Here is a 25023-nt window from a genome sequence, read left to right on the forward strand (position 1 = left end):
CGAAAGAGCGGGGCCTTTTTCGTATGCGTAGACCCCTCCGCTCGTACCCGAGCACCACCCCTGCGCCCGTACCCGAGCACCACCCGTACGCGCCGGGGCGCCCCGCCCCGCGGAGCCGGGCGCCCCCGCCCCTCACCCCTCCTGGCGCCGCCTCACGCGCCGTCCACGGACGGCGAGCACCAGCGCCACGACCGCGACCAGCGCCACCATCAGCGCCCAGTCCGGCACCGCGCGGCCCACCGCCGCCACCCGCTCCTCCACCGCGAACGAGTCGTCCACCGACAGCAGCCCCGGCAGGGCGGTCGTGCCGTCGAAGACCAGGAAGAGCGTGCCGAGCAGCACGAAGAAGAGGCCCGAAAGCAGCGAGGTCGAGTGCAGCTCGAAGCGGCCGACCCGGAGCGGCCGGCCGCGCAGCCAGCGCCGCCGGCCCAGCTCGTACCGCTCCCAGAGCAGCGCCAGCAGGAACAGCGGCACCGCCATGCCCAGCGCGTACACCGCGAGCAGCAGCCCGCCGTACGCCGGGCTGCCGCTCAGCGCCGCCACCGTCAGCACACTGCCGAGGATGGGGCCCGCGCAGAACCCGGCCAGCCCGTAGACCAGGCCCAGGGCGTAGACGGAGACCGCCGTCGTGGGGCGGATCCGGCCGCTGACCTCGGCGATACGGCGGGAGGCGAAGCCCATGCCGAGGATCTGGAGCACCCCGAGAACGATGATCAGCCAGCCGCCGAGGGCCACCAGGAGATCCCGGTGGCCGTAGAACAGCCGTCCGGCGAAGGATCCGGCCGCGCCGAGCGGGACGAGGGTGGTGGCCAGGCCCGCGTAGAAAACACCGGTACGGGCCAGCAGCCGGCTCGTCGAGTCGATCGAGTACGCGAAGAACGCCGGGAGCAGCAGGGCGCTGCACGGGCTCAGCAGGGCGAGGAGGCCGCCGAGGAGGGCGGCCAGATAGCCGATGTCCGAGCTCACCGCGGGCCGCCCGAAGCCGACGGACCCGTCTTCTCCGAGGGACCCGTCTTCTCCGGCTGACCCGGCCGCGCGCTCTTCGTCGGCTTGGCCGTCTTCGCCGTCTTCGCCGCCGCGTCGATCGCCTGCGTGAACGCCTCCATCGGCTGCGCGCCCGCGATCGGCCGGCCGTTGATCAGGAACGACGGCGTCGAGGTGGCGCCCAGGGAGTACGCCTGCTCCTGGTCCTTGCTCACCGCCGCGCGCGCGGCCTCGCTGTCCGCGTCCCGGGTGAACCTCGCCAGGTCCCCGACGCCCGCCTCCTCCGCGAGGGCGGCGAGCCGGTCCTTGCCGAAGCCCTTCTCCTTGGCCCCCTCGGCGTACGCGGCCCGGTGGAACTCCCAGAACCTGCCCTGCTGCCCCGCCGCCCACGAGGCGCGGGCCGCCGCCTCCGACTCCTCACCGAAGATCGGGAAGTTCCGCCACTCGATGCGAAGGGTGCCGTTGTCGACGTACCTCTTCACCAGCTCGGGCTCGGTGTCGCGGGCGAACTTCCCGCAGTAGCCGCACTTGAAGTCGGCGTACTCGATCAGGACGACGGGCGCGTCGGCCCGCCCGAGGGCCAGCTTGTCGGAGGCGTCGCGGCGGGCGTACGCCTCCAGCTCCGGGTAGACGCCGGCGGACGGGTCGGCGGAGACCTCGGCGGCGGAGGACGACCCGGCCGAACCCCCGGACGAGGGCTTGGTCGCGGTGTACGAGACCAGACCGAGCAGCGCGGCGGCGACCGCCACACCGGCCACGATCACCACCGGCTTGGACGCGGACCGGGATGAGGACGCGGCCTTGGACTTGGGCCGAACCTTGGACTTGGGCATGGAGAAACGCTCCTGAACTGGGAGAAAGAGGACGGACGGCGACAGCGGCCGGCCCTCTACACGCGCAGGATCGACAACTCCATCGGTGACGGCGGTACGAGCTCCGGCGGCTCCGGACCCGGCAGCAGGTCCCGTATGTCCTGGTCTCCGCCGAAGGCTCCCTCGGCCGGACGCTCGGCCGCGAGTACGGGCAGCAGCTCGCCGAACCCGTTCGGGCGCGGCGGGGTCGCGGGCCGGGCGGCTCCGTCGGACGTGTGCCCCTGATCGCACCCCGGGGACGGGGCCCCGGCGTCCACGACCACCGCCGTGCTCGGCGCCCCAGCGCTCGCCACCACGCTGCTCGCCACCGCCGGGGTCGTGCCGCAGACCAGCAGCCCGAGCAGCACGCCCACGACCGCGGCGAACGCCGCCGGCGCGCGAAGGGTGCGGGACATCGGGAAGCCTCTCGGGTGGACTGCCCGAAATGGTACGGGCGCGGGCGGGAGCCCCGGTAAATCGGTTCGCCGGTTCTCGGCCGCAGGTGCGATCCTGGATTCCGTATGTCTACTTCCTTCGCCGCCCTCCAGTCCGTCCTGGCCGAGGTCTCGCTGCGGGACGCCCACCGGCTCGGCCGCCGTCTCGAGGGCGCCCGCCGCATCCGCAAGCCCGAGGCCCGTGAGGCCGTCCTGGACGAGATCGCCGCCGAGGCCGGCAAGGCCAAGGAGCGCGTCGACGGGCGTGCCGCCCGCGTGCCCGCGGTCACGTACCCCGAGCAGCTGCCCGTCTCGCAGAAGAAGGACACGATCCTGGAGGCGATACGTGACCACCAGGTCGTGATCGTCGCCGGTGAGACGGGTTCCGGAAAGACGACCCAGATCCCCAAGATCTGTCTGGAACTGGGCCGGGGCGTCCGGGGCATGATCGGCCACACCCAGCCGCGCAGGATCGCCGCGCGCACCGTGGCCGAGCGGGTCGCGGAGGAGCTGAAGACCCCTCTCGGGGAGGCGGTCGGCTGGAAGGTCCGCTTCACCGACCAGGTGAACCCCGACGCGACCTTCGTGAAGCTGATGACGGACGGCATCCTGCTCGCCGAGATCCAGACGGACCGCGAGCTGCGCGCCTACGACACGATCATCATCGACGAGGCCCACGAGCGGTCCCTCAACATCGACTTCCTGCTCGGCTATCTTGCCCAGCTGCTGCCCAAGCGCCCCGACCTCAAGGTCGTGATCACCTCCGCGACCATCGACCCCGAGCGCTTCTCCCGCCACTTCGGCGACGCGCCGATCGTCGAGGTCAGCGGCCGGACGTACCCGGTCGAGGTCCGCTACCGCCCCCTGCTCGAAGAAGGCCCCGAGGACGCAGCGGAGTCCGACCGCGACCAGATCACCGCGATCTGCGACGCCGTCGACGAGCTCCAGGCCGAGGGACCGGGCGACATCCTCGTCTTCCTCTCCGGCGAGCGCGAGATCCGCGACACGGCGGACGCGCTGATCAAGAAGCAGCTACGGAACACCGAGGTCCTCCCCCTCTACGCCCGCCTCTCGCACGCCGAGCAGCACCGCGTCTTCCAGGCGCACACCGGCCGCCGGATCGTCCTCGCCACCAACGTCGCCGAGACGTCCCTGACCGTCCCCGGCATCAAGTACGTGATCGATCCGGGCACCGCCCGCATCTCCCGCTACTCCCACCGCACCAAGGTCCAGCGGCTGCCGATCGAGCCGGTCTCGCAGGCCAGCGCCAACCAGCGCAAGGGCCGCTGCGGCCGTACGTCCGACGGCATCTGCATCCGGCTCTACTCCGAGGACGACTTCCTCTCCCGGCCCGAGTTCACGGACGCGGAGATCCTCCGTACGAACCTGGCCTCCGTCATCCTCCAGATGACCGCGGCCGGACTCGGCGAGATCGAGAAGTTCCCCTTCATCGATCCGCCGGACCACCGCAACATCCGCGACGGCGTCCAGCTCCTCCAGGAGCTCGGGGCGATCGACCCGGCCGAGAAGGACCCGAAGAAGCGGCTGACCCAGCAGGGCCGGAAGCTCTCCCAGCTGCCCGTCGACCCGCGCCTGGCCCGGATGGTCCTTGAGGCGGAGCGGAACGGCTGCGTACGCGAGGTCATGGTGATCGCGGCCGCGCTCTCCATCCAGGACCCGCGCGAGCGCCCGGCCGAGAAGCAGGCCCAGGCCGACCAGCAGCACGCCCGCTTCAAGGACGAGACGAGCGACTTCCTCGCCTACCTCAACCTCTGGCGCTACATCCGCGAGCAGCAGAAGGAGCGCGGCTCGTCCTCCTTCCGCCGGATGTGCAAGCAGGAGTACCTCAACTTCCTGCGCATCCGTGAGTGGCAGGACATCTACGCACAGCTGCGCACGGTCGCCAAGCAGATGGGCATCCACGTCAACGACGAGGACGCGCCCGAGCAGTCCGTCCACGTCTCGCTCCTCGCGGGGCTCCTGTCCCACATCGGGATGAAGGACGTGAAGGAAGGCGCCAAGAACGAGTACCTGGGCGCCCGAGGCGCCAAGTTCGCGGTCTTCCCCGGCTCGGCGCTCTTCAAGAAGCCCCCGCGGTTCATCATGTCCGCCGAGCTGGTGGAGACCTCGCGGCTGTGGGCCCGGGTCAACGCGAAGATCGAGCCGGAGTGGATCGAGCCGCTCGCCCAGCACCTGATCAAGAAGACGTACAGCGAACCGCACTGGGAGAAGGACCAGGCGGCGGTCATGGCGATCGAGAAGGTCACGCTCTACGGCGTGCCGATCGTCACCGACCGCAAGGTGAACTACGGCAGGATCGACCCCGAGACCTCCCGCGACCTGTTCATCCGCAACGCGCTGGTCGAGGGCGACTGGCGCACGCACCACAAGTTCTTCGCCGACAACCGCAGACTCCTCACCGAGGTCGAGGAGTTGGAGCACCGTGCCCGGCGCCGGGACATCCTCGTCGACGACGAGACGCTGTTCGACTTCTACGACCGGCGGGTGCCCGAACACGTCGTGTCCGGCGCGCACTTCGACTCCTGGTGGAAGCAGAAGCGCCGCGAGGAACCGGAGTTCCTCGACTTCGAGCGCGAGATGCTCATCAACGAGAAGGCCGCCGGGGTCACCAAGGACGACTATCCGGACTCCTGGCGGCAGGGGCCGCTGAAGTTCCGGGTGACGTACCAGTTCGAGCCGGGCGCGGACGCGGACGGCGTCACGGTGCACATCCCGCTCCACGTCCTCAACCAGGTCACGGACGAGGGCTTCGACTGGCAGATCCCGGGTCTGCGGGAAGAGGTCGTCACGGAGCTGATCCGGTCCCTCCCCAAACCGATCCGCCGCAACTACGTCCCCGCGCCCAACTTCGCGGCCCGCTTCCTGGACAGCGCCGTGCCCCTCCAGGAGCCGCTGCCCGTCACCCTCGCGCGCGAGCTGCAGCGGATGGTGGGCGTCCCGGTCACGGCGGAGGACTTCGACCTCGGCCGCGTCCCCGACCACCTGAAGATCACCTTCCGGATCGTCGACGAGCGGCGCCGCAAGCTGGCCGAGAGCAAGGACCTGGAGGCCCTCAAGCTCCAGCTGCGCCCGAAGGCCCGCCAGGCCCTCTCCAAGGCCGCCGCGGCGGCCACGGCCGGTCCCGACGGCTCGGGGCAGTCCCTGGAGCGCACAGGGCTCACGGAGTGGACGATCGGCACGCTCACCAAGGTCTTCGAGACCCGACGGGCCGGCCAGCCGGTCAAGGCGTACCCGGCGCTCGTGGACGCGGGCGAGACCGTCTCCGTACGCCTCTTCGACACGGAGGCGGAGCAGGAGCAGGCGATGTGGCGGGGGACGCGGAAGCTGATCCTGCTGAACATTCCGGTGAACCCGGCGAAGTTCGCCTCCGACAAGCTCACCAACCAGCAGAAGCTGGCGCTGTCCCGGAACCCGCACGGCTCGATCCAGGCGCTCTTCGACGACTGCGCGACCGCGGCTGCGGACAAGCTGATCGCCGACCACGGCGGTCCGGTCTGGGACGAGGAGTCCTTCCGGAAGCTGTACGACAAGGTCCGCGCGGACCTCGTCGACACGACGGTACGGACGGTGGACCAGGTCCAGCAGATCCTGGCGGCCTGGCAGGCGTGCGAGCGGCGGCTGAAGTCCACGAACAGCCTGGCGCTGATCAACAACCTGGCGGACGTGCGCGAGCAGCTGGCGTGGCTGGTGCCGGCGGGCTTCGTCACGAAGACGGGCCTGCGGCGGCTGCCGGACCTGATGCGCTATCTGGTGGCGGTGGACCGGCGGCTGCAGCAGATGCCGACAGGGGTCCAGCGGGACACCACGCGCATGGAGAAGGTCCAGGAGATGCTGGACGAGTACGCGTGGCTGCTCGAACAGCTCCCGAAGGGGCGTCCGGTGCCCAAGGAGGTCACCGACATCCGCTGGATGATCGAGGAGCTCCGGGTCAGCTACTTCGCACACGCGCTGGGCACGGCGTACCCCGTCTCGGACAAGCGGATCGTGAAGGCGATCGACGCCGCGGCGCCGTAGCGGGGCCCCCGCCGGGCGCTGGTTCGACCTGACCCTCTGACCTGCTGTACAGTCTCTCTCGCAGCCCAAGCAGTACGGAGCTGCGAGCAAGGTCCTGTGGAGCAGTTTGGAGTGCTCGCCACCCTGTCAAGGTGGAGGCCGCGGGTTCAAATCCCGTCAGGACCGCGTGAACGAAGGCCCGCACCGCAAGGTGCGGGCCTTCGTCGTGCGCCCGGAGCACCCCGGAGGCCGCGCCCTGCGGCGGAGCCGCACATCGGACACAGCAAATCCCGTCAGGACCGCGTGAACGAAGGCCCGCACCGCAAGGTGCGGGCCTTCGTCGTGCGCCCGCATGCGGACGGTGAAACCGTGTCCCGCGTCTTGACGGAGTCACGTGCCCGCGGGTACCCCGGACATCAGGGAATCGGGGGCCCACACCGGAGGTGGCGCGCATGGCCGCGGCGTCCGCAGCACGTGAGTCGAGACACGAGACACGCGCGCTGCTGCGCGCCCATCTGGCGGCCGCGTCCCGCTACGGACACGTCACGCGCCACTGCCCCGTCTGCCATCGCCTCCTGCGGCTCGCCATGGCCGCCCCGGACGACCACGACGGCCAGGAGCCCGCGCCGGACGCCGAGGACGAAAGTCCCACCGGCCCAGGAACGAGGGCGGGTTGAGTGCCCCTCAGGGAGTGGCAGGCTATTCCTTGGCAAGACCTCGAACGTGTGACGGGTGTCACCGAACGAGTTTCATAAACCCCTTCGCTTACACCCTCCCTACACCCACCCGATTTAATATGTGCAATTGCACCACCCCAGAAGCTCCAGTCCCGGGCATAAAAAAGATCGCGCTGGACCCGGCGGAGTCCAGCGCGATCAGTGACCAAGAGCCTGTTGGGGCAGGCGGCGGTCGGCAGAGCTAGGGGTGGGCGATCCAGGTTGGGGGACCCGGAAATGCCCGGTGAAGCGGGGTGTTGCGCGTACCTCAGGCCTCGCTGCGCTGCTGCGGAATACCCGCCAGCAGAGCGCGGACCTCAGCCTCGCGGTACCGGCGGTGTCCACCCAGCGTGCGGATGGACGTGAGCTTGCCGGCCTTCGCCCAACGGGTCACCGTCTTCGGGTCGACACGGAACATCGTGGCAACCTCGGCGGGGGTCAGCAGCGGCTCGGCATCAGGGGTGCGAGCGGTCATGAGCGGCCTCCTCGGGAGAACCGAACCTTCTCGGTTCTTTCCTCTAAATTCTGCACCTTGACCCGCGTTGCCCGAAATGGCAGACGCGGGCCGAGTCGGTTATAGGACGAACGGCTTGTCCTCGGCACTACAACTACACCATCCGTCCAGCCACGTCGGCCAAACCGATGGAATTGCCCTCGCAGGTGTTCATCAGCGGCGGAAGTCGATGGACCATGCCATAACGGACAGTCACGCCACTGTGACGATCAGTCACAGAGCGATCAGGAGTCCTCAGACCCCCCATAGAGTGCAATGCTGAGCGTTCCGCCCAAACTTGGACGGAAGGAACCCTCCCCGGACTCCTTGTCCTATTTTGGCACGAGGGTGGGTGATGGGCGCAAGGGCGCGGTAAGTGCTGTCCGTCACGCTTGAGCCAAAGGCCCGGATCGGGACCTACGTCCCGACAACCCACCGTGCTTAAAGATCATTTACATCAGGCGGACGTGTCTTGTCGATGATCAATTGGCGAACCGCAGGTTCCGGATCACCCGCCACCGCTCCGCCAGCCGCCCGTACGCCCCGCTCACGCCCTCGTCGTCGCCGTCCCGCAGCGCCGCGATCCCCTCGGCCACATCGGCCGCCGACCGGTCGTCCGCGAGCCGCTCCGTCGGCACCAGATGCACCAGACCGCCGTAGTCCAGCTCCACCAGCGAGCGCGGATGGAACTCCTCCAGCCACCGGCCCACGTCGACCAGGCCCTCGGTCAGCGGCCCCTCGTCGGCCGACTCGCGCAGCGTCCGCAGCGCCCGCGCCAGCCGGCGCCGCGCCTGCACCATCGGCGTCCGGTACCGAAGGACCGGCGGCTTGGCCGCCCCGCTCGCCGGCCCCGGCTCCCCCGGCACGTACTCCCGCTCCTCGTCCGCGAAGAGCGTGAACCAGCGCACCGGCACCTGCCAGACCGCCGTGCGGATCCACGGCCGCGCGTCCGGGTTCCGCTCCAGCCAGCGCTCGTGGTCCGCCGCCGCCTGCCCGCGCACCACCGGCGGCACCATCGCGTCCAGCACCACTCCGGGCACCTCAGGCCCCCGCGCCAGCTCCTGGAGCGCCAGCCAGCCCCTCAGCCGGGTCTGCCAGGGACAGACCACGACCACCCCGTCCACGTACGCCACGAAGGCGTCCCGGCTCTCGTGGACCGGCACCGGGACCGGCGGGGTCGGCGCCAGGTCCGCGAGCGAGCGGCGCAGTTCGTCCTGCGCCGTGGGCGTCTCCACCCGGCGCGCGTACCGCGCCCAGTTGCTCCGCTCCGGCTCGGGGAACGCCGCCAGCGGCTCGTACACCCGCAGATAGGACGCGTACGGAACGAGGACCGAGGAAGCGACCGACATGTCGCAAATCCTTCCACGGAGGTACTCCGCGAGGGGGTGATCCTCAGCACTGGGGCCGATCTACGCGCGCGTAGGACTTACTCTCTTGCCGAACCGGTCCTCCCCACCCGCAGGAGGGCCCACCCATCGCCGCTTCTTACTTGGGAGTCACCACCGTGACCGATGTGACCGGCGTTCCTGTCGTCCCCGCTGACGTGCTGCACACCCTGTTCCACTCGGAGCAGGGGGGCCACGAGCAAGTCGTGCTCTGCCAGGACCGCGCCTCCGGCCTCAAGGCCGTCATCGCCATCCACTCCACCGCCCTGGGCCCCGCCCTCGGCGGCACCCGGTTCTACCCGTACGCCACCGAGGCGGAGGCCGTCGCCGACGCGCTCAACCTCTCCCGCGGGATGTCGTACAAGAACGCCATGGCCGGTCTCGACCACGGCGGCGGCAAGGCCGTGATCATCGGTGACCCCGAGAGGATCAAGACGGAGGAGCTGCTGCTCGCCTACGGGCGCATGGCGGCCTCCCTCGGCGGCCGGTACGTCACCGCCTGCGACGTCGGCACCTACGTGGCCGACATGGACGTCGTGGCCCGCACCAACCGGTGGACCACCGGCCGCTCCCCCGAGAACGGCGGCGCCGGCGACTCCTCGGTCCTCACCGCCTTCGGCGTCTTCCAGGGCATGCGCGCCTCCGCGCAGAGCCTGTGGGGCGACCCGACCCTGCGCGGCCGCAAGGTCGGCGTCGCGGGCGTCGGCAAGGTCGGCCACTACCTCGTCGAGCACCTCCTCGAGGACGGCGCCGAGGTCGTGATCACGGACGTCCGCGAGGCGTCGATCCGCCGGATCACCGACAAGTTCCCGCAGGTCACCGTCGTCCCGGACACCGACGCGCTGATCCGCGTCGAGGGCCTGGACGTCTACGCCCCCTGCGCGCTCGGCGGCGCCCTGAACGACGACACCGTGCCCGTCCTCACCGCGAAGATCGTCTGCGGCGCGGCCAACAACCAGCTCGCGCACCCCGGTGTCGAGAAGGACCTCTCGGACCGCGGGATCCTCTACGCGCCCGACTACGTCGTCAATGCCGGTGGCGTGATCCAGGTCGCCGACGAGCTGAACGGCTTCGACTTCGACCGCTGCAAGGCGAAGGCGTCGAAGATCTTCGACACCACGCTGGCGATATTCGCACGTGCGAAGGAGGACGGCATTCCGCCGGCCGCCGCCGCCGACCGGATCGCCGAGCAGCGCATGGCGGAGGCGCGCCGCGGCTGATTCTTGACAGGGCCGGCCCGCCGGGCGCTCTTTGGACTTTCATCCAGAGCGAGACATGACTCACGCCGGTCGGCGGGTCGGCCCTCGAGAAGAGGTTAAAATCGCGATTGACCAGCGAGGACAGGGCACCTCTATGGTTCTGTACCGGGGCATGTGATGCGGACGGCGTACCGTATGGCCACGGAAGCAGGTACCGTTGAAGCCCTACGGACCGGTCTCTCCCTGGAGAGTCCGTTCCGAACCATGAACGCGTGTCAAGACTCTGGGGCCGTCGAGCCCCGTCACCGAGGGGGTCGAGCCATGGGGCGCGGCCGGGCAAAGGCCAAGCAGACGAAGGTCGCCCGCCAGCTGAAGTACAGCAGCGGCGGGACTGACCTGTCGCGTCTGGCCAGCGAGCTGGGCGCTTCGACTTCGAGCCAGCCGCCGAATGGCGAGCCGTTCGAGGACGACGACGACGAAGACGACCCGTACGCGCAGTACGCGGATCTCTACAACACGGACGACGAGGACGAGGACGACGAGTCCGGTCCCGACGCGTCGTCCCGGCGTCGCGCTTGACCTCTTAAACAAGAGCGCTGCTCATACGGAAACCCGGTCCAGGGAAACCAGGACCGGGTTTCTGTGCTGCCCGGCTCACCGCGATTCTGTGCTGCCCCGCTCGGGGAAACGGTACGGGCGGCCCGGAGTCGCCTCCGGGCCGCCCGTGTCCGTACCGCTTCCGTGCGGGACGGTCCTACTTCGCGTAGTCGCCGACCAGCTCCGCGCCCGTCGTGTGGTCACCGCGCTCGGTGATCTCGCCCGCGACCCACGCCTCGACCCCGCGGTCCTCCAGGGTGGCCAGGGCCACCTCCACGGACTCGGCCGGGACGACGGCCATCATGCCGACGCCCATGTTCAGGGTCTTCTCCAGCTCCAGGCGCTCCACCTGACCGGCCTTGCCGACCAGGTCGAAGATCGCTCCGGGGGCCCAGGTCGAGCGGTCGACCGTGGCGCGCAGCCCGTCCGGGATGACCCGGGCCAGATTCGCGGCGAGGCCACCCCCGGTGATGTGGCTGAAGGCGTGCACCTCGGCCGTCCGGGTGAGAGCCAGGCAGTCCAGGGAGTAGATCTTGGTCGGCTCCAGCAGCTCCTCGCCCAGGGTCCGGCCCAGCTCGTCGACCCGCTGGTCCAGGGTCATGCCGGCGCGGTCGAAGAGCACGTGGCGAACGAGCGAGTACCCGTTGGAGTGAAGGCCGGACGATGCCATCGCGATGACGGCGTCACCCGTACGGATGCGGTCCGGGCCGAGCAGCCGGTCCGCCTCGACCACGCCCGTACCGGCGCCGGCGACATCGAAGTCGTCCGGGCCCAGCAGGCCGGGGTGCTCGGCGGTCTCGCCGCCGACCAGGGCGCAGCCGGCCAGGACGCAGCCCTCGGCGATGCCCTTGACGATGGCGGCGACCCGCTCGGGGTGGACCTTGCCGACGCAGATGTAGTCGGTCATGAAGAGCGGCTCGGCTCCGCAGACGACGATGTCGTCCATGACCATCGCGACCAGGTCGTGGCCGATCGTGTCGTACACGCCGAGCCGGCGGGCGATGTCCACCTTCGTGCCGACACCGTCGGTGGCGGAGGCGAGCAGCGGACGCTCGTAGCGCTTGAGGGCGGAGGCGTCGAAGAGGCCGGCGAAACCGCCGAGACCGCCCAGGCCCGCGACCTCGGCGCGCTGCGTCTTCTTCACCCACTCCTTCATCAGCTCGACGGCGCGGTCGCCCGCTTCGATGTCGACGCCCGCGGCTGCGTAGCTGGCACCAGTGGTCTCAGTCATGTGGCTGAAGAACTTTCGTGTCGTACTGCGGGTGTGCAGCGGGGTCTTACGGGCGACGCAGCGCGTCGGCGGCCGCGGTGGCGGCGGGGCCGGCGGCCAGCTCGGTCTCCAGGAGCTGCTTGCCGAGCAGCTCGGGGTCCGGAAGCTCCATCGGGTACTCGCCGTCGAAGCAGGCCCGGCAGAGGTTCGGCTTCTGGATGGTGGTCGCCTCGATCATCCCGTCAAGGGAGATGTACGAGAGGGAGTCCGCGCCGAGCGACGTGCCGATCTCCTCGACCGACATGCCGTTGGCGATCAGCTCCGCGCGGGTCGCGAAGTCGATGCCGAAGAAGCACGGCCACTTCACCGGCGGGGAGGAGATCCGGATGTGGACCTCGGCGGCGCCCGCCTCGCGGAGCATCCGGACGAGGGCGCGCTGGGTGTTGCCGCGGACGATCGAGTCGTCGACGACGACGAGCTTCTTCCCCTTGATGACTTCCTTCAGGGGGTTCAGCTTCAGCCGGATGCCCAGCTGGCGGATGGTCTGGGAGGGCTGGATGAAGGTGCGGCCCACATAGGCGTTCTTCACCAGGCCCGCGCCGAAGGGGATACCGCTGGCCTCCGCGTAACCGATGGCGGCCGGAGTACCGGATTCCGGCGTCGCTATGACGAGATCCGCCTCGACCGGCGCCTCCTTGGCGAGGCGGCGGCCCATCTCCACGCGGGAGAGGTAGACGTTCCGTCCGGCGATGTCGGTGTCGGGACGGGCCAGGTACACGTACTCGAAGACACAGCCCTTGGGCTTCGCTTCCGCGAATCGAGAGGTGCGGATGCCGTTCTCGTCGATCGCGATCATCTCGCCCGGCTCGACCTCGCGGACGTAGGCGGCGCCGCAGATGTCGAGGGCGGCGGACTCGGAGGCGACGACCCAGCCGCGCTCGAGGCGGCCGAGGACCAGCGGGCGGATGCCCTGCGGGTCACGGGCGGCGTAGAGCGTGTGCTCGTCCATGAAGACGAGGGAGAAGGCGCCCCGGACCTCGGGCAGGACCTTGGCGGCCGCCTGCTCGACGGTGAGGGGTTTGCCGTCCTCGTCCGCCTGGCCCGCGAGGAGCGCGGTGACCAGGTCGGTGTCGTTGGTGGCGGCGACCTGAGTGGCGCGGCCCTCCCGCTTGGGGAGGTCGGCGACCATCTCGGCGAGCTGCGCCGTGTTCACCAGGTTGCCGTTGTGGCCGAGCGCGATGGAGCCGTGGGCGGTCGCCCGGAACGTCGGCTGCGCGTTCTCCCACACGGAGGCACCGGTGGTCGAGTAGCGGGCGTGACCGACCGCGATATGACCTTGGAGGGAACCGAGAGAGGTCTCGTCGAAGACCTGGGACACAAGGCCCATGTCCTTGAAGACGAGGATCTGGGAGCCGTTGCTGACCGCGATTCCCGCGGATTCCTGGCCCCGATGCTGGAGGGCGTAGAGCCCGAAGTACGTGAGCTTTGCGACCTCTTCACCCGGGGCCCAGACACCGAAGACGCCGCAAGCGTCCTGGGGGCCCTTCTCGCCGGGAAGCAGATCGTGATTGAGTCGACCGTCACCACGTGGCACGTCTCCGAGTGTAGGCGAGTCCGGCCGCTGGTCCGAAGTGGGGAAATTCGGGACCCCTCGGAGTGGTGTGATCCTACGAGCTGATCCGCGGGCCCGCTCCGAAGCGGCCGCGAGGCCCCGGAGCCCAAGGGGGAGACGGGTCGAGGGGCCCGGCGGCAGGGGTGAGCGGAGGTCGCTACTCACCGGTAGGGACGGGCTCGGGGGCCTGGGGGTGTGACGGACCTCGCACGCGAAGACGCTCCCTAGGGCTTCGCGGTCGCCCCGAGGCCCGCGCCGTCCGGGGCGGAGAGGGTGAGGGCGCGGTGGCGCAGCTCGTACGTCGCCGTGCCGCCGAAGACCTTGTACAGCTCCGTCTCCAGCTTCATCTGCGGGCCCGTGCACATCATGCGGGTGGTGGCGATCTCGCCGAAGTCGATCGTCCTGCCGGTGATCTTCGCGGTGGTGGAGAAGTTGTTGCACCCGAGGTTGCCGCTGACCTTGCCGTTCTTGTCGATGGTGAAGTGGGCCTTGCCCTCGCTGCCCTTGGGCGGGGAGGCGGCGGTGTCGCCGGAGAGCAGAGAGGTGACGTTCCAGGTGGTGCCGTTCAGCGGGGCGGCCGGCTCGGAGGTCAGGGCGAGGACGGTCCTGCCGTCGGGCGCGGTGAGGGTGAGCCGGTCCCCGTCCAGCTTCGCCTTGAGGGTGCCGGAGAACGCCTTGTGCAGGGTGGTCTCGAAGGACTGCAGCTCGGCGGGGCAGCCCATCTCGGTGGTCTCCCCTGTCGAGACGGTGAGGGTGTCGCCCTTGACGGCGACGGCGGCCCCGAAGTGGTTGCAGCCGCTGTTGCCCTTGGCGCGGCCGTTCTTCTCGATCTCGACATGGGCTCCGGCGGGTGCCTGTGTCTTCTTCCCGGCGACGGTCACGCTCTCGAAGGCCCAGTGGACGCCGGTGACGGGCACGTCCGGGGCGACCGTGTCGGCTCCCGGGTCCGTCCCGGCCTTCTCGGTGCCGCACGCGGCGAGGGCGAGGAGCGAGGCCAGGGCGGCGACGGTGGTGGCTGCGGTGGTGCGCGGCTTCTGCATGGAGATGGGACGGGCGGACGGGAGGTCCGGTTCCGTCAGCCCAGGACCGGCAGGAGGCCCGAGAGATCGGCCCGCTCTCCGCTCGCGCTGACCTGGGCCGCCGCCAGGGCCTCGGCCCAGTCGACGCGACCGGTGGCCAGACGGATCCAGGTGAGGGGGTCCGTCTCCACGACGTTGGGCGGGGTGCCACGGGTGTGCCGCGGTCCCTGGACGCACTGGACCACGGCGAAGGGCGGGACCCGCACCTCGACCGCGCCGCCCGGGGCCTTCACGGCGAGCGCGTCGGCGAGCAGACGCGTACAGGCGGCCAGGGCCTGCCGGTCGTACGGGACAGCGAGTCCGGTCGCCGCGTTCAGGTCGTCGGTGTGCACGACGAGTTCGACGGTGCGGGTCACCAGGAAGTCGGCCAGCCGCATCGCCCCGAACCGGGTCGGGACGAGCCGGTCGTCCGAGGCGCCCGCGATCCGCTCCTCGTAGAGCGCCGCCGCCCGGTCGTAAAGGCCCGGCAGGTCGCCGGTCTCGATCGCCCGGGTGTCCTCGTCGATCGTCGCGGCCTGCGTCGCGGTCACCGCGGGCCAGTCGAGCAGCGCCAGTTCCTGTCGCGCCGGTTCGGGCTCGCCGAGCTTCCGGGCGAGCGAGCCGACGGCCATGGTCATGTGCGCGGCCAACTCCCGTACGGTCCACTCCCCCAGCCGGGTCGGCCCGTCCAGCTGCTCGGGCGTGAGGCCGGCCACCGCCTCCCGTACGTTCCGGAACTGCGCGAGGACGGCGGCCCGGGTCTTGGCGGAGTCGTAGCTGCGGGTGCGCTTCTTGGCCGGTGGCATGCGGGCGAGGGTAGTCGGAGACTTGGGAGGAGGGAGGGCCGGGAGGACACCCACACGTACGAGAGGGGTCGAGCAGCCATGGCCGAGCACCCTGACAGCGCGCTGGTCCGCAAGGGCTTCGAGGCGTGGAACCGGGGAGACATGGAGACCGTCGCCTCCCTGATGACGGCGGACTGCACCCACCACGCGCCCGGTGAGAGCCAGGTCTCCGGTCACTTCAAGGGCCGGGACAACATCATCGGCATGTACGGTCAGATGTTCGAGCTCACCGGCGGGAAGATGCGGGTCGAGCTGGACGGGATCTACGTCGACGGCCGCGGCCACGCCGTCGCCGCGAACAAGTTCTTCGCCGAGCGCGGCGACCGGGGCATCGAGATGAAGGGCGCCCTCGTCTTCACCATCGTCGGCGGGAAGATCAGCGACATCGACGAGTGCGTCGAGGACATCGACCAGTCGGACGCCTTCTGGGGCAAGGCGGAGTAGAGACCGCGAGCCGCCGGACCCGTGAGCGCGGACAGCCCCCGTCCGAGGAGGACGGGGGCTGCCTCACGTACGACGGCACGTACGAGCCTACGAGCGGGTCAGGCCAGCAGAGCCGGGATCGTCGCCTCGTGCGCCGTACGCAGCTCGCTCAGCGCGATGCTGAACTCACCCTGTACGTCGATCTCGTCGCCGTCCACGACACCGATCCGGGTCGCGGGCAGGCCCCGCGCCCCGCACATGTCGGTGAAGCGGAGCTCCTCGCTGCGCGGGACGGCCACGACCGCGCGGCCCGCCGACTCGCTGAAGAGGAAGGTGAAGGCGTCCAGGCCGTCCGGGACGACCAGCCGCGCGCCCGTCCCGCCACGCAGGCAGGACTCGACGACCGCCTGGATCAGGCCGCCGTCGGACAGGTCGTGCGCCGCGTCGATCATGCCGTCGCGGGAGGCCGAGATCAGGATCTCGCCGAGCAGCTTCTCCCGGTCGAGGTCCACGGCCGGCGGCAGACCGCCGAGGTGCTGGTGGATCACCTCGGACCAGGCCGAGCCACCGAACTCCTCACGCGTGTCGCCGAGCAGGTAGAGGAGCTGGCCCTCTTCCGCGAAGGCGATCGGCGTACGGCGGTTGACGTCGTCGATCACACCGAGCACGGCCACGACCGGCGTCGGGTGGATGGCGGTCTCACCGGTCTGGTTGTACAGCGACACATTGCCGCCGGTGACCGGGGTGCCCAGCTGGAGGCAGCCGTCCGCGAGACCACGGGTGGCCTCGGCGAACTGCCACATCACGGCCGGGTCCTCGGGCGAACCGAAGTTCAGGCAGTCCGAGATGGCGAGCGGCTTGGCGCCGGAGGCGGCGACGTTGCGGTACGCCTCCGCCAGCGCGAGCTGCGCGCCCGTGTACGGGTCGAGCTTGGCGTACCGGCCGTTGCCGTCGGTCGCCATGGCCACGCCGAGGTTGGTCTCGGCGTCGATCCGGACCATGCCCGCGTCCTCGGGCTGCGCGAGGACGGTGTTGCCCTGCACGAAGCGGTCGTACTGGTCCGTGATCCAGGACTTCGACGCCTGGTTCGGCGAGGAGACCAGCTTCAGGACCTGGTCCTTCAGCTCCGCACCGCTCTCCGGCCGGGGCAGCTTGTTCGCGTCGTCGGCCTGGAGCGCGTCCTGCCACTCCGGACGGGCGTACGGCCGGTGGTAGACCGGGCCCTCGTGCGCGACCGTGCGCGGCGGTACGTCGACGATCTGCTCGCCGTGCCAGAAGATCTCCAGCCGCTCGCCCTCGGTCACCTCACCGATGACGACGGCGATGACGTCCCACTTCTCGCAGATCTCCAGGAAGCGGTCGACGTGCTCGGGCTCGACGATCGCGCACATGCGCTCCTGCGACTCGCTCATGAGGATCTCCTCGGGCGAGAGGGTCGCGTCGCGCAGGTGGACCCGGTCGAGCTCGACGCGCATGCCACCGGAACCGGCGCTCGCGAGCTCGCTCGTCGCGCAGGAGAGTCCGGCGCCACCCAGGTCCTGGATGCCGGCGACCAGCTTCTCCTTGAAGATCTCCAGGGTGCACTCGATGAGGAGCTTCTCCTGGAAGGGGTCGCCGACCTGGACGGCGGGGCGCTTGGTCGGCTTCGTGTCGTCGAAGGTCTCCGAGGCGAGGACCGAGACACCGCCGATGCCGTCGCCGCCGGTACGGGCGCCGTAGAGGATCACCTTGTTGCCGGGCCCTGAGGCCTTGGCCAGGTGGATGTCCTCGTGCTTCATCACGCCGATGCAGCCGGCGTTGACCAGCGGGTTGCCCTGGTAGCACGCGTCGAAGACGACCTCGCCGCCGATGTTCGGCAGGCCCAGGCAGTTGCCGTAGCCGCCGATGCCGGCCACGACGCCGGGCAGCACGCGCTTGGTGTCGGGGTGGTCGGCCGCGCCGAAGCGCAGCGGGTCGACGACCGCGACCGGGCGGGCGCCCATGGCGAGGATGTCGCGGACGATGCCGCCGACGCCGGTCGCCGCGCCCTGGTAGGGCTCGATGTACGAGGGGTGGTTGTGCGACTCGACCTTGAAGGTGACGGCGTACCCCTGGCCGACGTCGACGACGCCCGCGTTCTCGCCGATGCCGACGAGCATGGCGTCGTTGTCCGGGGTCTTCTCGCCGAACTGCTTCAGATGGACCTTGCTGCTCTTGTACGAGCAGTGCTCGGACCACATGACGGAGTACATGGCGAGCTCGGCGCCGGTGGGACGGCGGCCGAGGATCTCGCGGATGCGCGCGTACTCGTCCTCCTTGAGGCCGAGCTCCTTCCAGGGCTGCTCGACGTCAGGCGTCTCGGTCGCGTGCTTGACGGTGTCCAGAGTCATGCGTTGACCAGCTTCTTCAGGATCGAGGTGAAGAATCCGAGCCCGTCGGTACGGCCCGTGCCCACCAGCGGCTCGACGGCGTGCTCCGGGTGCGGCATGAGGCCGACCACGTTGCCCGCGGCGTTGGTGATGCCCGCGATGTCGCGGAGCGAGCCGTTGGGGTTCATGTCCAGGTAGCGGAAGGCGACCCGCCCCTCGGCCTCCAGCTCGTCCAGCACGCGCTCGTCGGCGACGTACCGGCCGTCCATGTTCTTGAGCGGAACCTGGATCTCCTGGCCGTGTTCGTAGTCCGCGGTCCAGGCGGTGTCCGCGTTCTCCACCCGCAGCTTCTGGTCGCGGCAGATGAAGTGCAGGTGGTTGTTGCGCAGCATCGCGCCCGGCAGCAGATGGGCCTCGGTGAGGATCTGGAAGCCGTTGCAGATACCGAGGACGGGCATGCCCGCCTTCGCCTGGTCGATGATCGTCCCCATGACCGGCGAGAAGCGGGAGATGGCTCCGGCCCGCAGATAGTCGCCGTAGGAGAAGCCGCCGGCCAGGACCACGGCGTCGACCTGCTTGAGGTCCTTGTCGCGGTGCCAGAGCGAGACGGGCTCGGCGCCCGCCAGGCGGACGGCGCGCAGTGCGTCCTGATCGTCGAGCGTTCCGGGGAACGTGACGACGCCGATGCGTGTGGTCACGACCGAACCTCGGCGGGAACCTCGGACTCGGCCGTCTCGACCTTGACGACGAAGTCCTCGATCACGGTGTTGGCAAGGAAGGTTTCGGCCATCTCATGGATGCGGGCGAGGGCGGCGTCGTCGACCGGTCCCTCCACCTCCAACTCGAAGCGCTTCCCCTGGCGGACGTCGGCGATCCCGGCGAAACCGAGGCGGGGCAGTGCACGCTGCACCGCCTGTCCCTGCGGGTCGAGGATCTCCGGCTTGAGCATGACGTCGACTACGACGCGTGCCACTGGCACTCCCGGTGGTGTGTTGCGTGGGCGGTTCCCTCAGCGTACCTGCCTCCAAATTCTACGCGGGTAGAAGACTGGAGGACCCTACAAACGCCACCACGGATCCGCACGAAAAATTCAAGTGAAATATCGCGTCGCCCATTGCGGCGGGACACGCGGATGCAATTGGCTGGGCTTCACAATGCGACACCTACCGCTGTACAAAGGAATACAGAGGAAAGCAGCATTACCCCGGGATAGCCGTAAAGACGGTATCGCCCCACGTCAGAGGCGTCACGCACGCCGACACGACACGGCGGACCGCACGAAAGGACCGATATCCGTGGCTCAGCGTGTAGTGGTCACCCTCTTCGACGACATCGACGGCGGAGAAGCGGCGGAAACGGTTGCGTTCGGCCTGGACGGGAAGATGTACGAGATCGACCTGAATCCCGCCAATGCAGAGAAACTGCGCAAGGCCCTGGCTCCGTACCTCGCCGCGGGCCGGAAGCAGACCGGCAGGCCCGCGGCCGGCCGCGGTGGCGGACCCGGCACGCCTACCGGCGGTTCGTACAAGCACACCACGCTCGCCCCCGACCCCGCGGCGGTCCGCGCCTGGGCGCAGTCCAACAAGATGGACGTGCCCGCCCGCGGCCGGATCCCGAAGCGGGTCTACGAGGCGTTCCGCGAGGCCAGTTGACCCCCACCCCTGACGGGGCACCAGCTACCGAGTTGCACGACACCCCTGGTGATCGGCTAGAGTCTGGAGCACGCCGAGGGGCGAGGCCGCAGGGCCGGACCTCACGCAGCGTGCGGGTGTAGTTCAGTAGTAGAACATCCCCCTTCCAGGGGGAAGGCGCAGTGTGCAATTCCTGTCACCCGCTCTGCATCGCATTACCGTCCACTCAGGTGGATCAGGTAGAGTGGTGCTCGCACCGCCCAGTGAGAGCTGAGCGGCAGCAATGCGGACGTGGCTCAGTTGGTAGAGCATCACCTTGCCAAGGTGAGGGTCGCGAGTTCGAATCTCGTCGTCCGCTCCATACGAAGAAGCCCCCGGTCGAACAGACCGGGGGCTTCTTCGTGCTTACAGGCTCCGTGTCACCGACCTCGTGTCACCGGCTCCGCAGAGCGCCCCTGACATTTGTCACGTCCAGCGATGACACCGCGCACTGCCGACCGCCTCCGCCCGGCGGAAAGCTGAAGCCATGACCAACGTGATCGAGGCCGAGGACCTCCGCCGGACCTACTCCGGCGGCTTCGCGGCCGTCAACGGGATCTCCCTCGCCGTCCCCCAGGGTGAGATCTTCGCCCTCCTCGGGACCAACGGGGCGGGCAAGACCTCCACCGTCGAGCTCCTGGAGGGCCTCGCCGCCCCCAGCGGCGGGACCGTCCGCGTCCTCGGCCACGACCCCTACCGGCAGCGGGCCGCCGTCCGCCCCCGGATCGGGGTGATGCTCCAGGAGGGCGGCTTCCCCTCCGACCTCACGGTGACCGAAACCGTACGGATGTGGGCCGGCTGCACCAGCGGCGCACGGCCCACCGCCGAAGCTCTGGACATGGTCGGCCTCGGCGCTCGCGGAGAGGTGCGGATCAAGCAGCTCTCCGGCGGCGAACGGCGGCGTCTCGACCTGGCGCTCGCCCTCCTCGGCCGCCCCGAGGTCCTCTTCCTCGACGAACCGACCACCGGCCTGGACGCCGAGGGCCGGCGTGACACCTGGCGACTGGTGCGGGCGCTGCGGGACGGCGGGACGACCGTGCTCCTGACCACGCACTACCTGGAGGAGGCCGAGTCCCTGGCCGACCGGCTCGCGATCATGCACCAGGGCCGGATCGTCCTCTCCGGCACCCCGGCGGAGGTCACCGCCGCCCGCCCCGCCCGCATCCGCTTCGTCCTCCCCGAGGGCATCCCGGCCGCCAGGATGCCGCTCGGCCTGAAGGCCGCGGCCGAGGGCCGGCGGGTGGAGATCCGTACGTACGAACTCCAGGACGCGCTCGGCGAACTGCTGGCCTGGGCGCGCGAGGCCGGCGTACGGCTGGAAGGGCTCGACGCCCGCTCGGCCTCGCTGGAGGAGGCGTTCCTGGAGATCGCCTCCCGCGCCGACGGGTCCCGTACCGCTGATTCCCGTACCGCCGAACCCGTCACGACCAGCCCGGAAGGTGCCCGATGAACGCCACCGTCACCCGGCTCACCGCTCTCGGGCGGGCCGAGCTCACCCTCCTCGGACGGAACAAGAACAACCTCTTCATCGCCCTCCTGATGCCCCTGCTGATGATCTTCGTGCTGCGCTCCTCGGTCTCGCAGATGGGCACCGACGAGCTGCCCAGGGGAGTCGCCGGAGCCACCCTCGTCGGCGGCACCGGCATGGTCCTGATCCTCGTGGTCTACATGGGCCTGGTCTCCGCCTACGTCGCCCGCCGCGAGGAGCTGGTCCTCAAGCGGCTGCGCACCGGCGAGGCGAGCGACCCGGAGATCCTCGCCGGCGCCGCGCTCCCCTCCGCCGCCATCGCGCTCGCCCAGTGCGCCGTACTGGCCGTCGGCGGTGTCACCGTCCTCGACCTGCCCGCCCCCGAGCGGCCGGAGCTGCTGGCGCTCGGCCTCCTCGCCGGCATACCGCTGCTCGCCGTTCTGGCCGCCGCGACCACCGTCATCACCCGCAACGTCGAGAGCGCGGGGCTGACCACCCTGCCGTTCTTCCTCGTCTCGGCCCTGGGCTCCGGGATGATGGTGCCCCGCGAGGTGCTGCCCGAGGTCGTCGCCGACGTCTGCGAACTGCTGCCGCTCAGCGGGGTGATGGAGTTCGTCCGGGCCGGCTGGTTCGGCGCCGAGAGCACCGGTGACCTGGTCACCGCCGCCGTCACCACACTGGCCTGGGGCATGATCACCGTGTTCGCTGTCCAGCGGTGGTTCCGCTGGGAACCGCGACGCTAGAAGCACGCTGGAAGGACGGGGGGCGGGCGGGTGTCCAGACTGACCGGATGGTGGGTCGGCCGCAGCAACGCGGCCAAGGTCGAGCTGTACACACGGTGGTCCTTCCACTTCTTCGCCCTGATCGAGATCACCTCCATCGGCGGCGTACCGCTCGCTCAGGCCGACCGCGCCCCCCTCGGCCTGCCGCTCGGGCTCGGCCTCGTCCTGCTGGTCTGCGCCCACGCCGTCCTGACCGCCGTGCTCTCCTCCCGCGCCCTCGACTGGGCCCTCGACCGCCGCGAGCGGCCGGTCCGGCTCGCGGCGGCCCTCGTGGCCCTGACCTCGGTCGGTGCCCTGACCCTCATCGCGCTGCGCGCCACAGGGGTCCTCGCCGACGGGGCGATCGCCGCGAGCGTCGTCACCGGCACGGTCACCTTCAGCCTCGGCAGCCTCGTCCTCTGCATGAACCGGGTCCGGCACATGCTGTACGTGGCACCGCTCGCCGCCTTCGCGACGGGCGGCGCCGTCGCGGCGATGGGTGTCGGACTGGGGGAGGCGATCGGTTACGCGGTGGGCATCCTGCTCGCCGGCGGCGGGCTCGTCGCCGCTTGCGGGTTCTCCGGCTGGCTGATGAGGACGGTGTGGGAGCTGGAACGGTCGAAGGAGCTGAAGGCACGCCTCGCCGTCGCCGAGGAGCGGCTGCGCTTCGGGCGCGACCTGCACGACGTCATGGGCCGCAACCTGTCGGTGATCGCGCTCAAGAGCGAGCTCGCCGTCCAGCTCGCCCGGCGCGGACGCCCGGAGGCCGTGGACCAGATGATCGAGGTGCAGCGGATCGCCCAGGAGTCGCAGCGGGAGGTACGGGACGTGGTGCGCGGCTACCGGGAGGCGGACCTGCGGGTCGAGCTGGAAGGAGCGCGCGGTGTCCTGACCGCCGCCGGGATCACCTGCGCCATGGACTCGACCGACCTGGAACTGCCCTCCGAGGTGCGGTCGGCGCTCGGCTGGGTGGTCCGTGAGGCCACGACGAACGTACTGCGGCACGGCGACCCGTCGCGCTGCGTGATCTCCCTGCGGGGGAAGGACGGTGCGGTGCTGCTGACCGTGGAGAACGACGGCGTACGGGAGGTGCCGGGGGCCCGGGCCGGCGGCTCGGGTCTTGCGGGGCTGCGCGAACGGCTCTCGGCGGTGGCCGGGACCCTGGAGGCGGGCCCGGCCGGCGGAGGCACGTTCCGGGTGACGGCGCGGGTGCCTCTGCCCGTACAGCGTCGCGTTCGCGGGCCTGTACGTGTGCCGGTCGAGGGGGAGGCGCTGTGACCGTACGCGTGCTGCTCGCCGACGACGAGCATCTGATCCGGGGCGCGCTCGCCGCCCTGCTCGGTCTTGAGGACGACCTCGTGGTCGTCGCCCAGGCCGCCACCGGCCCCGAGGCCCTCGCCATGGCCCGCGCCCACCGGCCCGATGTCGCGGTCCTCGATCTGGAGATGCCCGGTGCCGACGGTGTGAAGGTCGCCACATCCCTGCGCGAGGAGCTGCCGGAGTGCCGGACCATGATCGTGACCGGTCACGGGCGCCCCGGACACCTCAAGCGGGCGCTCGCCGCCGGGGTGCGGGGCTTCGTGCCCAAGACCGTCAGCGCCCAGCGGCTGGCCGAGATCATCCGCACCGTCCACGCCGGAAGCCGTTATGTGGACCCGGAGTTGGCGGCCGACGCGATCTCCGCCGGGGACTCGCCGCTGACCGCGCGGGAGGCCGAGGTCCTGGAGTTGGCGGCGGACGGGGCCCCGGTCGCGGAGATCGCCGAGCGCGCCTCCCTCTCCCCCGGGACGGTCCGGAACTACCTCTCCTCGGCCGCGACGAAGCTCGGTGCCGAGAACCGGCACACGGCGGTACGTCTCGCGCGGGAGAAAGGTTGGGTATAGTTGGCTCCGCGCTACGGCGCATGCGGACGTGGCTCAGTTGGTAGAGCATCACCTTGCCAAGGTGAGGGTCGCGAGTTCGAATCTCGTCGTCCGCTCCACAGGAAGAAGCCCCCGGTCGATCCGACCGGGGGCTTCTTCGTGCTCCGGCGCCTGTGGCCTCAGTGCCAGGTGTGGCCGGTCAGCAGCTCGTACGCCTCCACGTACTTGGCGCGCGTGGCGTCCACGATCTCCTGCGGGAGCGCGGGCGGCGGCTGCTCGCTCTTGCGGTCCCAGCCGGAGGCCGGGGAGGTCAGCCAGTCGCGGACGAACTGCTTGTCGTACGAGGGCTGGGCGTGGCCCGGCTCCCAGTCGGCGGCCGGCCAGAAGCGCGAGGAGTCCGGGGTCAGCACCTCGTCGGCGATGACCAGCCTGTCGCCGTCCGGGGTGGACGCGAAGCCGAACTCGAACTTGGTGTCGGCGAGGATGATCCCGCGCTCGCGGGCGATGTCCCGGGCCCTGCTGTACACGGCGAGGGTCGCCTGGCGCAGCATGGCGGCGGTCTCCGCACCGACCTGGCGGGCCACCTCCTCGTAGCTCACGTTCTCGTCGTGCTCGCCGACGGCGGCCTTGGTGGCGGGGGTGAAGATCGGGGCGGGCAGCTCGGAGCCGTCGCTCAGGCCCTCGGGGAGGGCGAGGCCGCAGACCGTACGGGACTCGTTGTACTCGACGAGGCCGGAGCCGGTCAGATAGCCGCGCGCCACGCACTCGACCGGGACCATCCGGAGGGACTGGCAGACGAGGGTGCGGCCCTCCCAGTCGGCGGGGGCGCCGGCGGGCAGGTCGGTGGAGAGGACGTGGTTGGGGACCAGGTCGGTCAGCTGATCGAACCACCAGAGCGAGAGCTGGGTGAGGACCCGGCCCTTGTCGGGGATCTCGGTGGGCAGGACCCAGTCGTACGCGGACATGCGGTCGCTGGCCACCATGACGAGGTCGCCGGCCTCGTTCTGGTAGAGGTCACGCACCTTGCCCGTGTGGAGGTGGGTCAGGCCCGGGACCTGAACAGGCTCGGGCTTTTCTACGAATCCGGACACGG

Annotated in this window: 23 protein-coding genes and 4 tRNA genes; 14 read left to right on the forward strand and 13 right to left on the reverse strand. The window is 70.2% G+C overall.

Annotated elements, in window-relative coordinates; genetic code table 11:
• Positions 1-132: 132 nt before the first annotated feature.
• From ACIRB4_RS18510 to ACIRB4_RS18520, 3 genes are read right to left on the reverse strand one after another with little or no spacing between them, the layout of a single operon-like run.
• The gene (locus tag ACIRB4_RS18510) at positions 133-966 is read right to left on the reverse strand and encodes a cytochrome c biogenesis CcdA family protein (protein ID WP_403292465.1); all 834 of its coding nucleotides are present in this window, start codon (positions 964-966) and stop codon (positions 133-135) included.
• The gene (locus ACIRB4_RS18515) at positions 963-1817 is read right to left on the reverse strand and encodes a DsbA family protein (RefSeq protein ID WP_403292467.1); all 855 of its coding nucleotides are present in this window, start codon (positions 1815-1817) and stop codon (positions 963-965) included. The genes ACIRB4_RS18510 and ACIRB4_RS18515 overlap by 4 nt, the downstream gene beginning before the upstream one ends.
• 56 nt (positions 1818-1873) lie before the next feature.
• A complete protein-coding gene (locus ACIRB4_RS18520) occupies positions 1874-2251 on the reverse strand; it encodes a hypothetical protein (RefSeq protein WP_403292468.1) in 378 nt (125 codons plus the stop codon).
• A 105-nt stretch (positions 2252-2356) separates the two neighbouring features.
• Between ACIRB4_RS18520 and hrpA the strand changes: the two genes are divergently transcribed.
• From hrpA to ACIRB4_RS18535, 3 genes are all read left to right on the forward strand, one after another.
• Complete coding sequence (gene hrpA, locus ACIRB4_RS18525) at positions 2357-6304, forward strand: ATP-dependent RNA helicase HrpA (protein WP_403292470.1); 3948 nt, start codon at positions 2357-2359, stop codon at positions 6302-6304.
• A gap of 90 nt (positions 6305-6394) precedes the next feature.
• Positions 6395-6469 (forward strand) — tRNA-Asp (locus ACIRB4_RS18530).
• A 266-nt stretch (positions 6470-6735) separates the two neighbouring features.
• Positions 6736-6960 carry a DUF6274 family protein gene (locus ACIRB4_RS18535; protein ID WP_403292472.1) on the forward strand — a complete coding sequence of 75 codons (225 nt, stop codon included), beginning with the start codon at positions 6736-6738 and terminating at the stop codon, positions 6958-6960.
• Between the two features lie 307 nt (positions 6961-7267).
• Here the strand turns inward: ACIRB4_RS18535 and bldC are convergent, their stop codons facing one another.
• Entirely contained in the window at positions 7268-7474 is a 207-nt protein-coding gene (bldC, locus tag ACIRB4_RS18540; protein WP_003949541.1) for a developmental transcriptional regulator BldC, read from the reverse strand.
• Positions 7475-7974: 500 nt separating this feature from the next.
• Positions 7975-8841 carry a hypothetical protein gene (locus tag ACIRB4_RS18545; RefSeq protein WP_403292474.1) on the reverse strand — a complete coding sequence of 289 codons (867 nt, stop codon included), beginning with the start codon at positions 8839-8841 and terminating at the stop codon, positions 7975-7977.
• Between the two features lie 155 nt (positions 8842-8996).
• Here ACIRB4_RS18545 and ACIRB4_RS18550 point away from each other — a divergent pair, with 155 nt between their 5' ends.
• A complete protein-coding gene (locus ACIRB4_RS18550) occupies positions 8997-10097 on the forward strand; it encodes a Leu/Phe/Val dehydrogenase (protein ID WP_403292475.1) in 1101 nt (366 codons plus the stop codon).
• 300 nt (positions 10098-10397) lie between these two features.
• Positions 10398-10655, forward strand: a complete 258-nt coding sequence (locus ACIRB4_RS18555; RefSeq protein ID WP_403292477.1) for a DUF3073 domain-containing protein — start codon at positions 10398-10400, stop codon at positions 10653-10655.
• A 175-nt stretch (positions 10656-10830) separates the two neighbouring features.
• Here the strand turns inward: ACIRB4_RS18555 and purM are convergent, their stop codons facing one another.
• From purM to ACIRB4_RS18575, 4 genes are all read right to left on the reverse strand, one after another.
• Positions 10831-11904, reverse strand: a complete 1074-nt coding sequence (gene purM / locus ACIRB4_RS18560; RefSeq protein WP_403292478.1) for a phosphoribosylformylglycinamidine cyclo-ligase — start codon at positions 11902-11904, stop codon at positions 10831-10833.
• A 46-nt stretch (positions 11905-11950) separates the two neighbouring features.
• Complete coding sequence (purF, locus tag ACIRB4_RS18565) at positions 11951-13477, reverse strand: amidophosphoribosyltransferase (RefSeq protein WP_403292481.1); 1527 nt, start codon at positions 13475-13477, stop codon at positions 11951-11953.
• Between the two features lie 242 nt (positions 13478-13719).
• Positions 13720-14535, reverse strand: a complete 816-nt coding sequence (locus tag ACIRB4_RS18570; protein ID WP_403292483.1) for an META domain-containing protein — start codon at positions 14533-14535, stop codon at positions 13720-13722.
• Positions 14536-14570: 35 nt separating this feature from the next.
• Positions 14571-15359, reverse strand: coding sequence for a sterol carrier family protein (locus ACIRB4_RS18575; RefSeq protein ID WP_403292485.1), 789 nt, complete (start codon positions 15357-15359; stop codon positions 14571-14573).
• Between the two features lie 78 nt (positions 15360-15437).
• Between ACIRB4_RS18575 and ACIRB4_RS18580 the strand changes: the two genes are divergently transcribed.
• A complete protein-coding gene (locus ACIRB4_RS18580; RefSeq protein ID WP_403292486.1) occupies positions 15438-15842 on the forward strand; it encodes a nuclear transport factor 2 family protein in 405 nt (134 codons plus the stop codon).
• 98 nt (positions 15843-15940) lie between these two features.
• On the opposite strand, the gene purL is transcribed toward ACIRB4_RS18580, so the two are convergent.
• Genes purL through purS form a run of 3 tightly spaced genes read right to left on the reverse strand, consistent with a single transcriptional unit; the run spans position 15941 to position 19142 of the window.
• Positions 15941-18190 (reverse strand): phosphoribosylformylglycinamidine synthase subunit PurL, encoded by a 2250-nt coding sequence (gene purL / locus ACIRB4_RS18585; RefSeq protein ID WP_403292488.1) that lies wholly within the window; start codon positions 18188-18190, stop codon positions 15941-15943.
• The gene (gene purQ, locus ACIRB4_RS18590; RefSeq protein WP_403292489.1) at positions 18187-18867 is read right to left on the reverse strand and encodes a phosphoribosylformylglycinamidine synthase subunit PurQ; all 681 of its coding nucleotides are present in this window, start codon (positions 18865-18867) and stop codon (positions 18187-18189) included. The genes purL and purQ overlap by 4 nt, the downstream gene beginning before the upstream one ends.
• The gene (gene purS / locus ACIRB4_RS18595) at positions 18864-19142 is read right to left on the reverse strand and encodes a phosphoribosylformylglycinamidine synthase subunit PurS (protein WP_403292490.1); all 279 of its coding nucleotides are present in this window, start codon (positions 19140-19142) and stop codon (positions 18864-18866) included. The genes purQ and purS overlap by 4 nt, the downstream gene beginning before the upstream one ends.
• Positions 19143-19464: 322 nt before the next feature.
• Here purS and ACIRB4_RS18600 point away from each other — a divergent pair, with 322 nt between their 5' ends.
• The 8 genes from ACIRB4_RS18600 to ACIRB4_RS18635 all read left to right on the forward strand — a co-directional run bounded on the left by ACIRB4_RS18600 (position 19465) and on the right by ACIRB4_RS18635 (position 24049).
• Positions 19465-19821, forward strand: a complete 357-nt coding sequence (locus tag ACIRB4_RS18600; protein WP_403292492.1) for an Lsr2 family protein — start codon at positions 19465-19467, stop codon at positions 19819-19821.
• A 112-nt stretch (positions 19822-19933) separates the two neighbouring features.
• Positions 19934-20005: transfer RNA gene (locus ACIRB4_RS18605), tRNA-Gly, on the forward strand.
• Between the two features lie 80 nt (positions 20006-20085).
• Positions 20086-20161, forward strand: a tRNA-Gly gene (locus ACIRB4_RS18610).
• Positions 20162-20326: 165 nt separating this feature from the next.
• The gene (locus ACIRB4_RS18615; protein WP_403292493.1) at positions 20327-21289 is read left to right on the forward strand and encodes an ABC transporter ATP-binding protein; all 963 of its coding nucleotides are present in this window, start codon (positions 20327-20329) and stop codon (positions 21287-21289) included.
• Positions 21286-22050, forward strand: a complete 765-nt coding sequence (locus tag ACIRB4_RS18620) for an ABC transporter permease (RefSeq protein WP_403292495.1) — start codon at positions 21286-21288, stop codon at positions 22048-22050. The genes ACIRB4_RS18615 and ACIRB4_RS18620 overlap by 4 nt, the downstream gene beginning before the upstream one ends.
• 30 nt (positions 22051-22080) lie before the next feature.
• The gene (locus ACIRB4_RS18625) at positions 22081-23346 is read left to right on the forward strand and encodes a sensor histidine kinase (RefSeq protein WP_403292497.1); all 1266 of its coding nucleotides are present in this window, start codon (positions 22081-22083) and stop codon (positions 23344-23346) included.
• The gene (locus tag ACIRB4_RS18630) at positions 23343-23951 is read left to right on the forward strand and encodes a response regulator (protein ID WP_403292500.1); all 609 of its coding nucleotides are present in this window, start codon (positions 23343-23345) and stop codon (positions 23949-23951) included. Before ACIRB4_RS18625 ends, ACIRB4_RS18630 begins: the two co-directional genes overlap by 4 nt.
• 22 nt (positions 23952-23973) lie before the next feature.
• Positions 23974-24049 (forward strand) — tRNA-Gly (locus tag ACIRB4_RS18635).
• Positions 24050-24109: 60 nt separating this feature from the next.
• On the opposite strand, the gene ACIRB4_RS18640 is transcribed toward ACIRB4_RS18635, so the two are convergent.
• Positions 24110-25021, reverse strand: a complete 912-nt coding sequence (locus ACIRB4_RS18640) for a phosphoribosylaminoimidazolesuccinocarboxamide synthase (RefSeq protein WP_403292502.1) — start codon at positions 25019-25021, stop codon at positions 24110-24112.
• Between the last annotated feature and the right edge of the window lie 2 nt (positions 25022-25023).

This window comes from Streptomyces sp. NPDC093600, from assembly GCF_044764755.1.
GTDB lineage: Bacteria > Actinomycetota > Actinomycetes > Streptomycetales > Streptomycetaceae > Streptomyces.

What these genes read in the sequence shown, in the direction of transcription:
- ACIRB4_RS18570 (WP_403292483.1), bottom strand. Translation starts at nt 14,535, where the DNA reads ATGCAGAAGCCGCGCACCACCGCAGCCACCACCGTCGCCGCCCTGGCC.
- bldC (WP_003949541.1), bottom strand. Translation starts at nt 7,474, where the DNA reads ATGACCGCTCGCACCCCTGATGCCGAGCCGCTGCTGACCCCCGCCGAG.
- hrpA (WP_403292470.1), top strand. Translation starts at nt 2,357, where the DNA reads ATGTCTACTTCCTTCGCCGCCCTCCAGTCCGTCCTGGCCGAGGTCTCG.
- ACIRB4_RS18615 (WP_403292493.1), top strand. Translation starts at nt 20,327, where the DNA reads ATGACCAACGTGATCGAGGCCGAGGACCTCCGCCGGACCTACTCCGGC.
- purM (WP_403292478.1), bottom strand. Translation starts at nt 11,904, where the DNA reads ATGACTGAGACCACTGGTGCCAGCTACGCAGCCGCGGGCGTCGACATC.
- ACIRB4_RS18555 (WP_403292477.1), top strand. Translation starts at nt 10,398, where the DNA reads ATGGGGCGCGGCCGGGCAAAGGCCAAGCAGACGAAGGTCGCCCGCCAG.
- ACIRB4_RS18520 (WP_403292468.1), bottom strand. Translation starts at nt 2,251, where the DNA reads ATGTCCCGCACCCTTCGCGCGCCGGCGGCGTTCGCCGCGGTCGTGGGC.
- ACIRB4_RS18580 (WP_403292486.1), top strand. Translation starts at nt 15,438, where the DNA reads ATGGCCGAGCACCCTGACAGCGCGCTGGTCCGCAAGGGCTTCGAGGCG.
- ACIRB4_RS18515 (WP_403292467.1), bottom strand. Translation starts at nt 1,817, where the DNA reads ATGCCCAAGTCCAAGGTTCGGCCCAAGTCCAAGGCCGCGTCCTCATCC.
- purL (WP_403292488.1), bottom strand. Translation starts at nt 18,190, where the DNA reads ATGACTCTGGACACCGTCAAGCACGCGACCGAGACGCCTGACGTCGAG.
- ACIRB4_RS18535 (WP_403292472.1), top strand. Translation starts at nt 6,736, where the DNA reads ATGGCCGCGGCGTCCGCAGCACGTGAGTCGAGACACGAGACACGCGCG.
- ACIRB4_RS18575 (WP_403292485.1), bottom strand. Translation starts at nt 15,359, where the DNA reads ATGCCACCGGCCAAGAAGCGCACCCGCAGCTACGACTCCGCCAAGACC.
- ACIRB4_RS18545 (WP_403292474.1), bottom strand. Translation starts at nt 8,841, where the DNA reads ATGTCGGTCGCTTCCTCGGTCCTCGTTCCGTACGCGTCCTATCTGCGG.
- ACIRB4_RS18620 (WP_403292495.1), top strand. Translation starts at nt 21,286, where the DNA reads ATGAACGCCACCGTCACCCGGCTCACCGCTCTCGGGCGGGCCGAGCTC.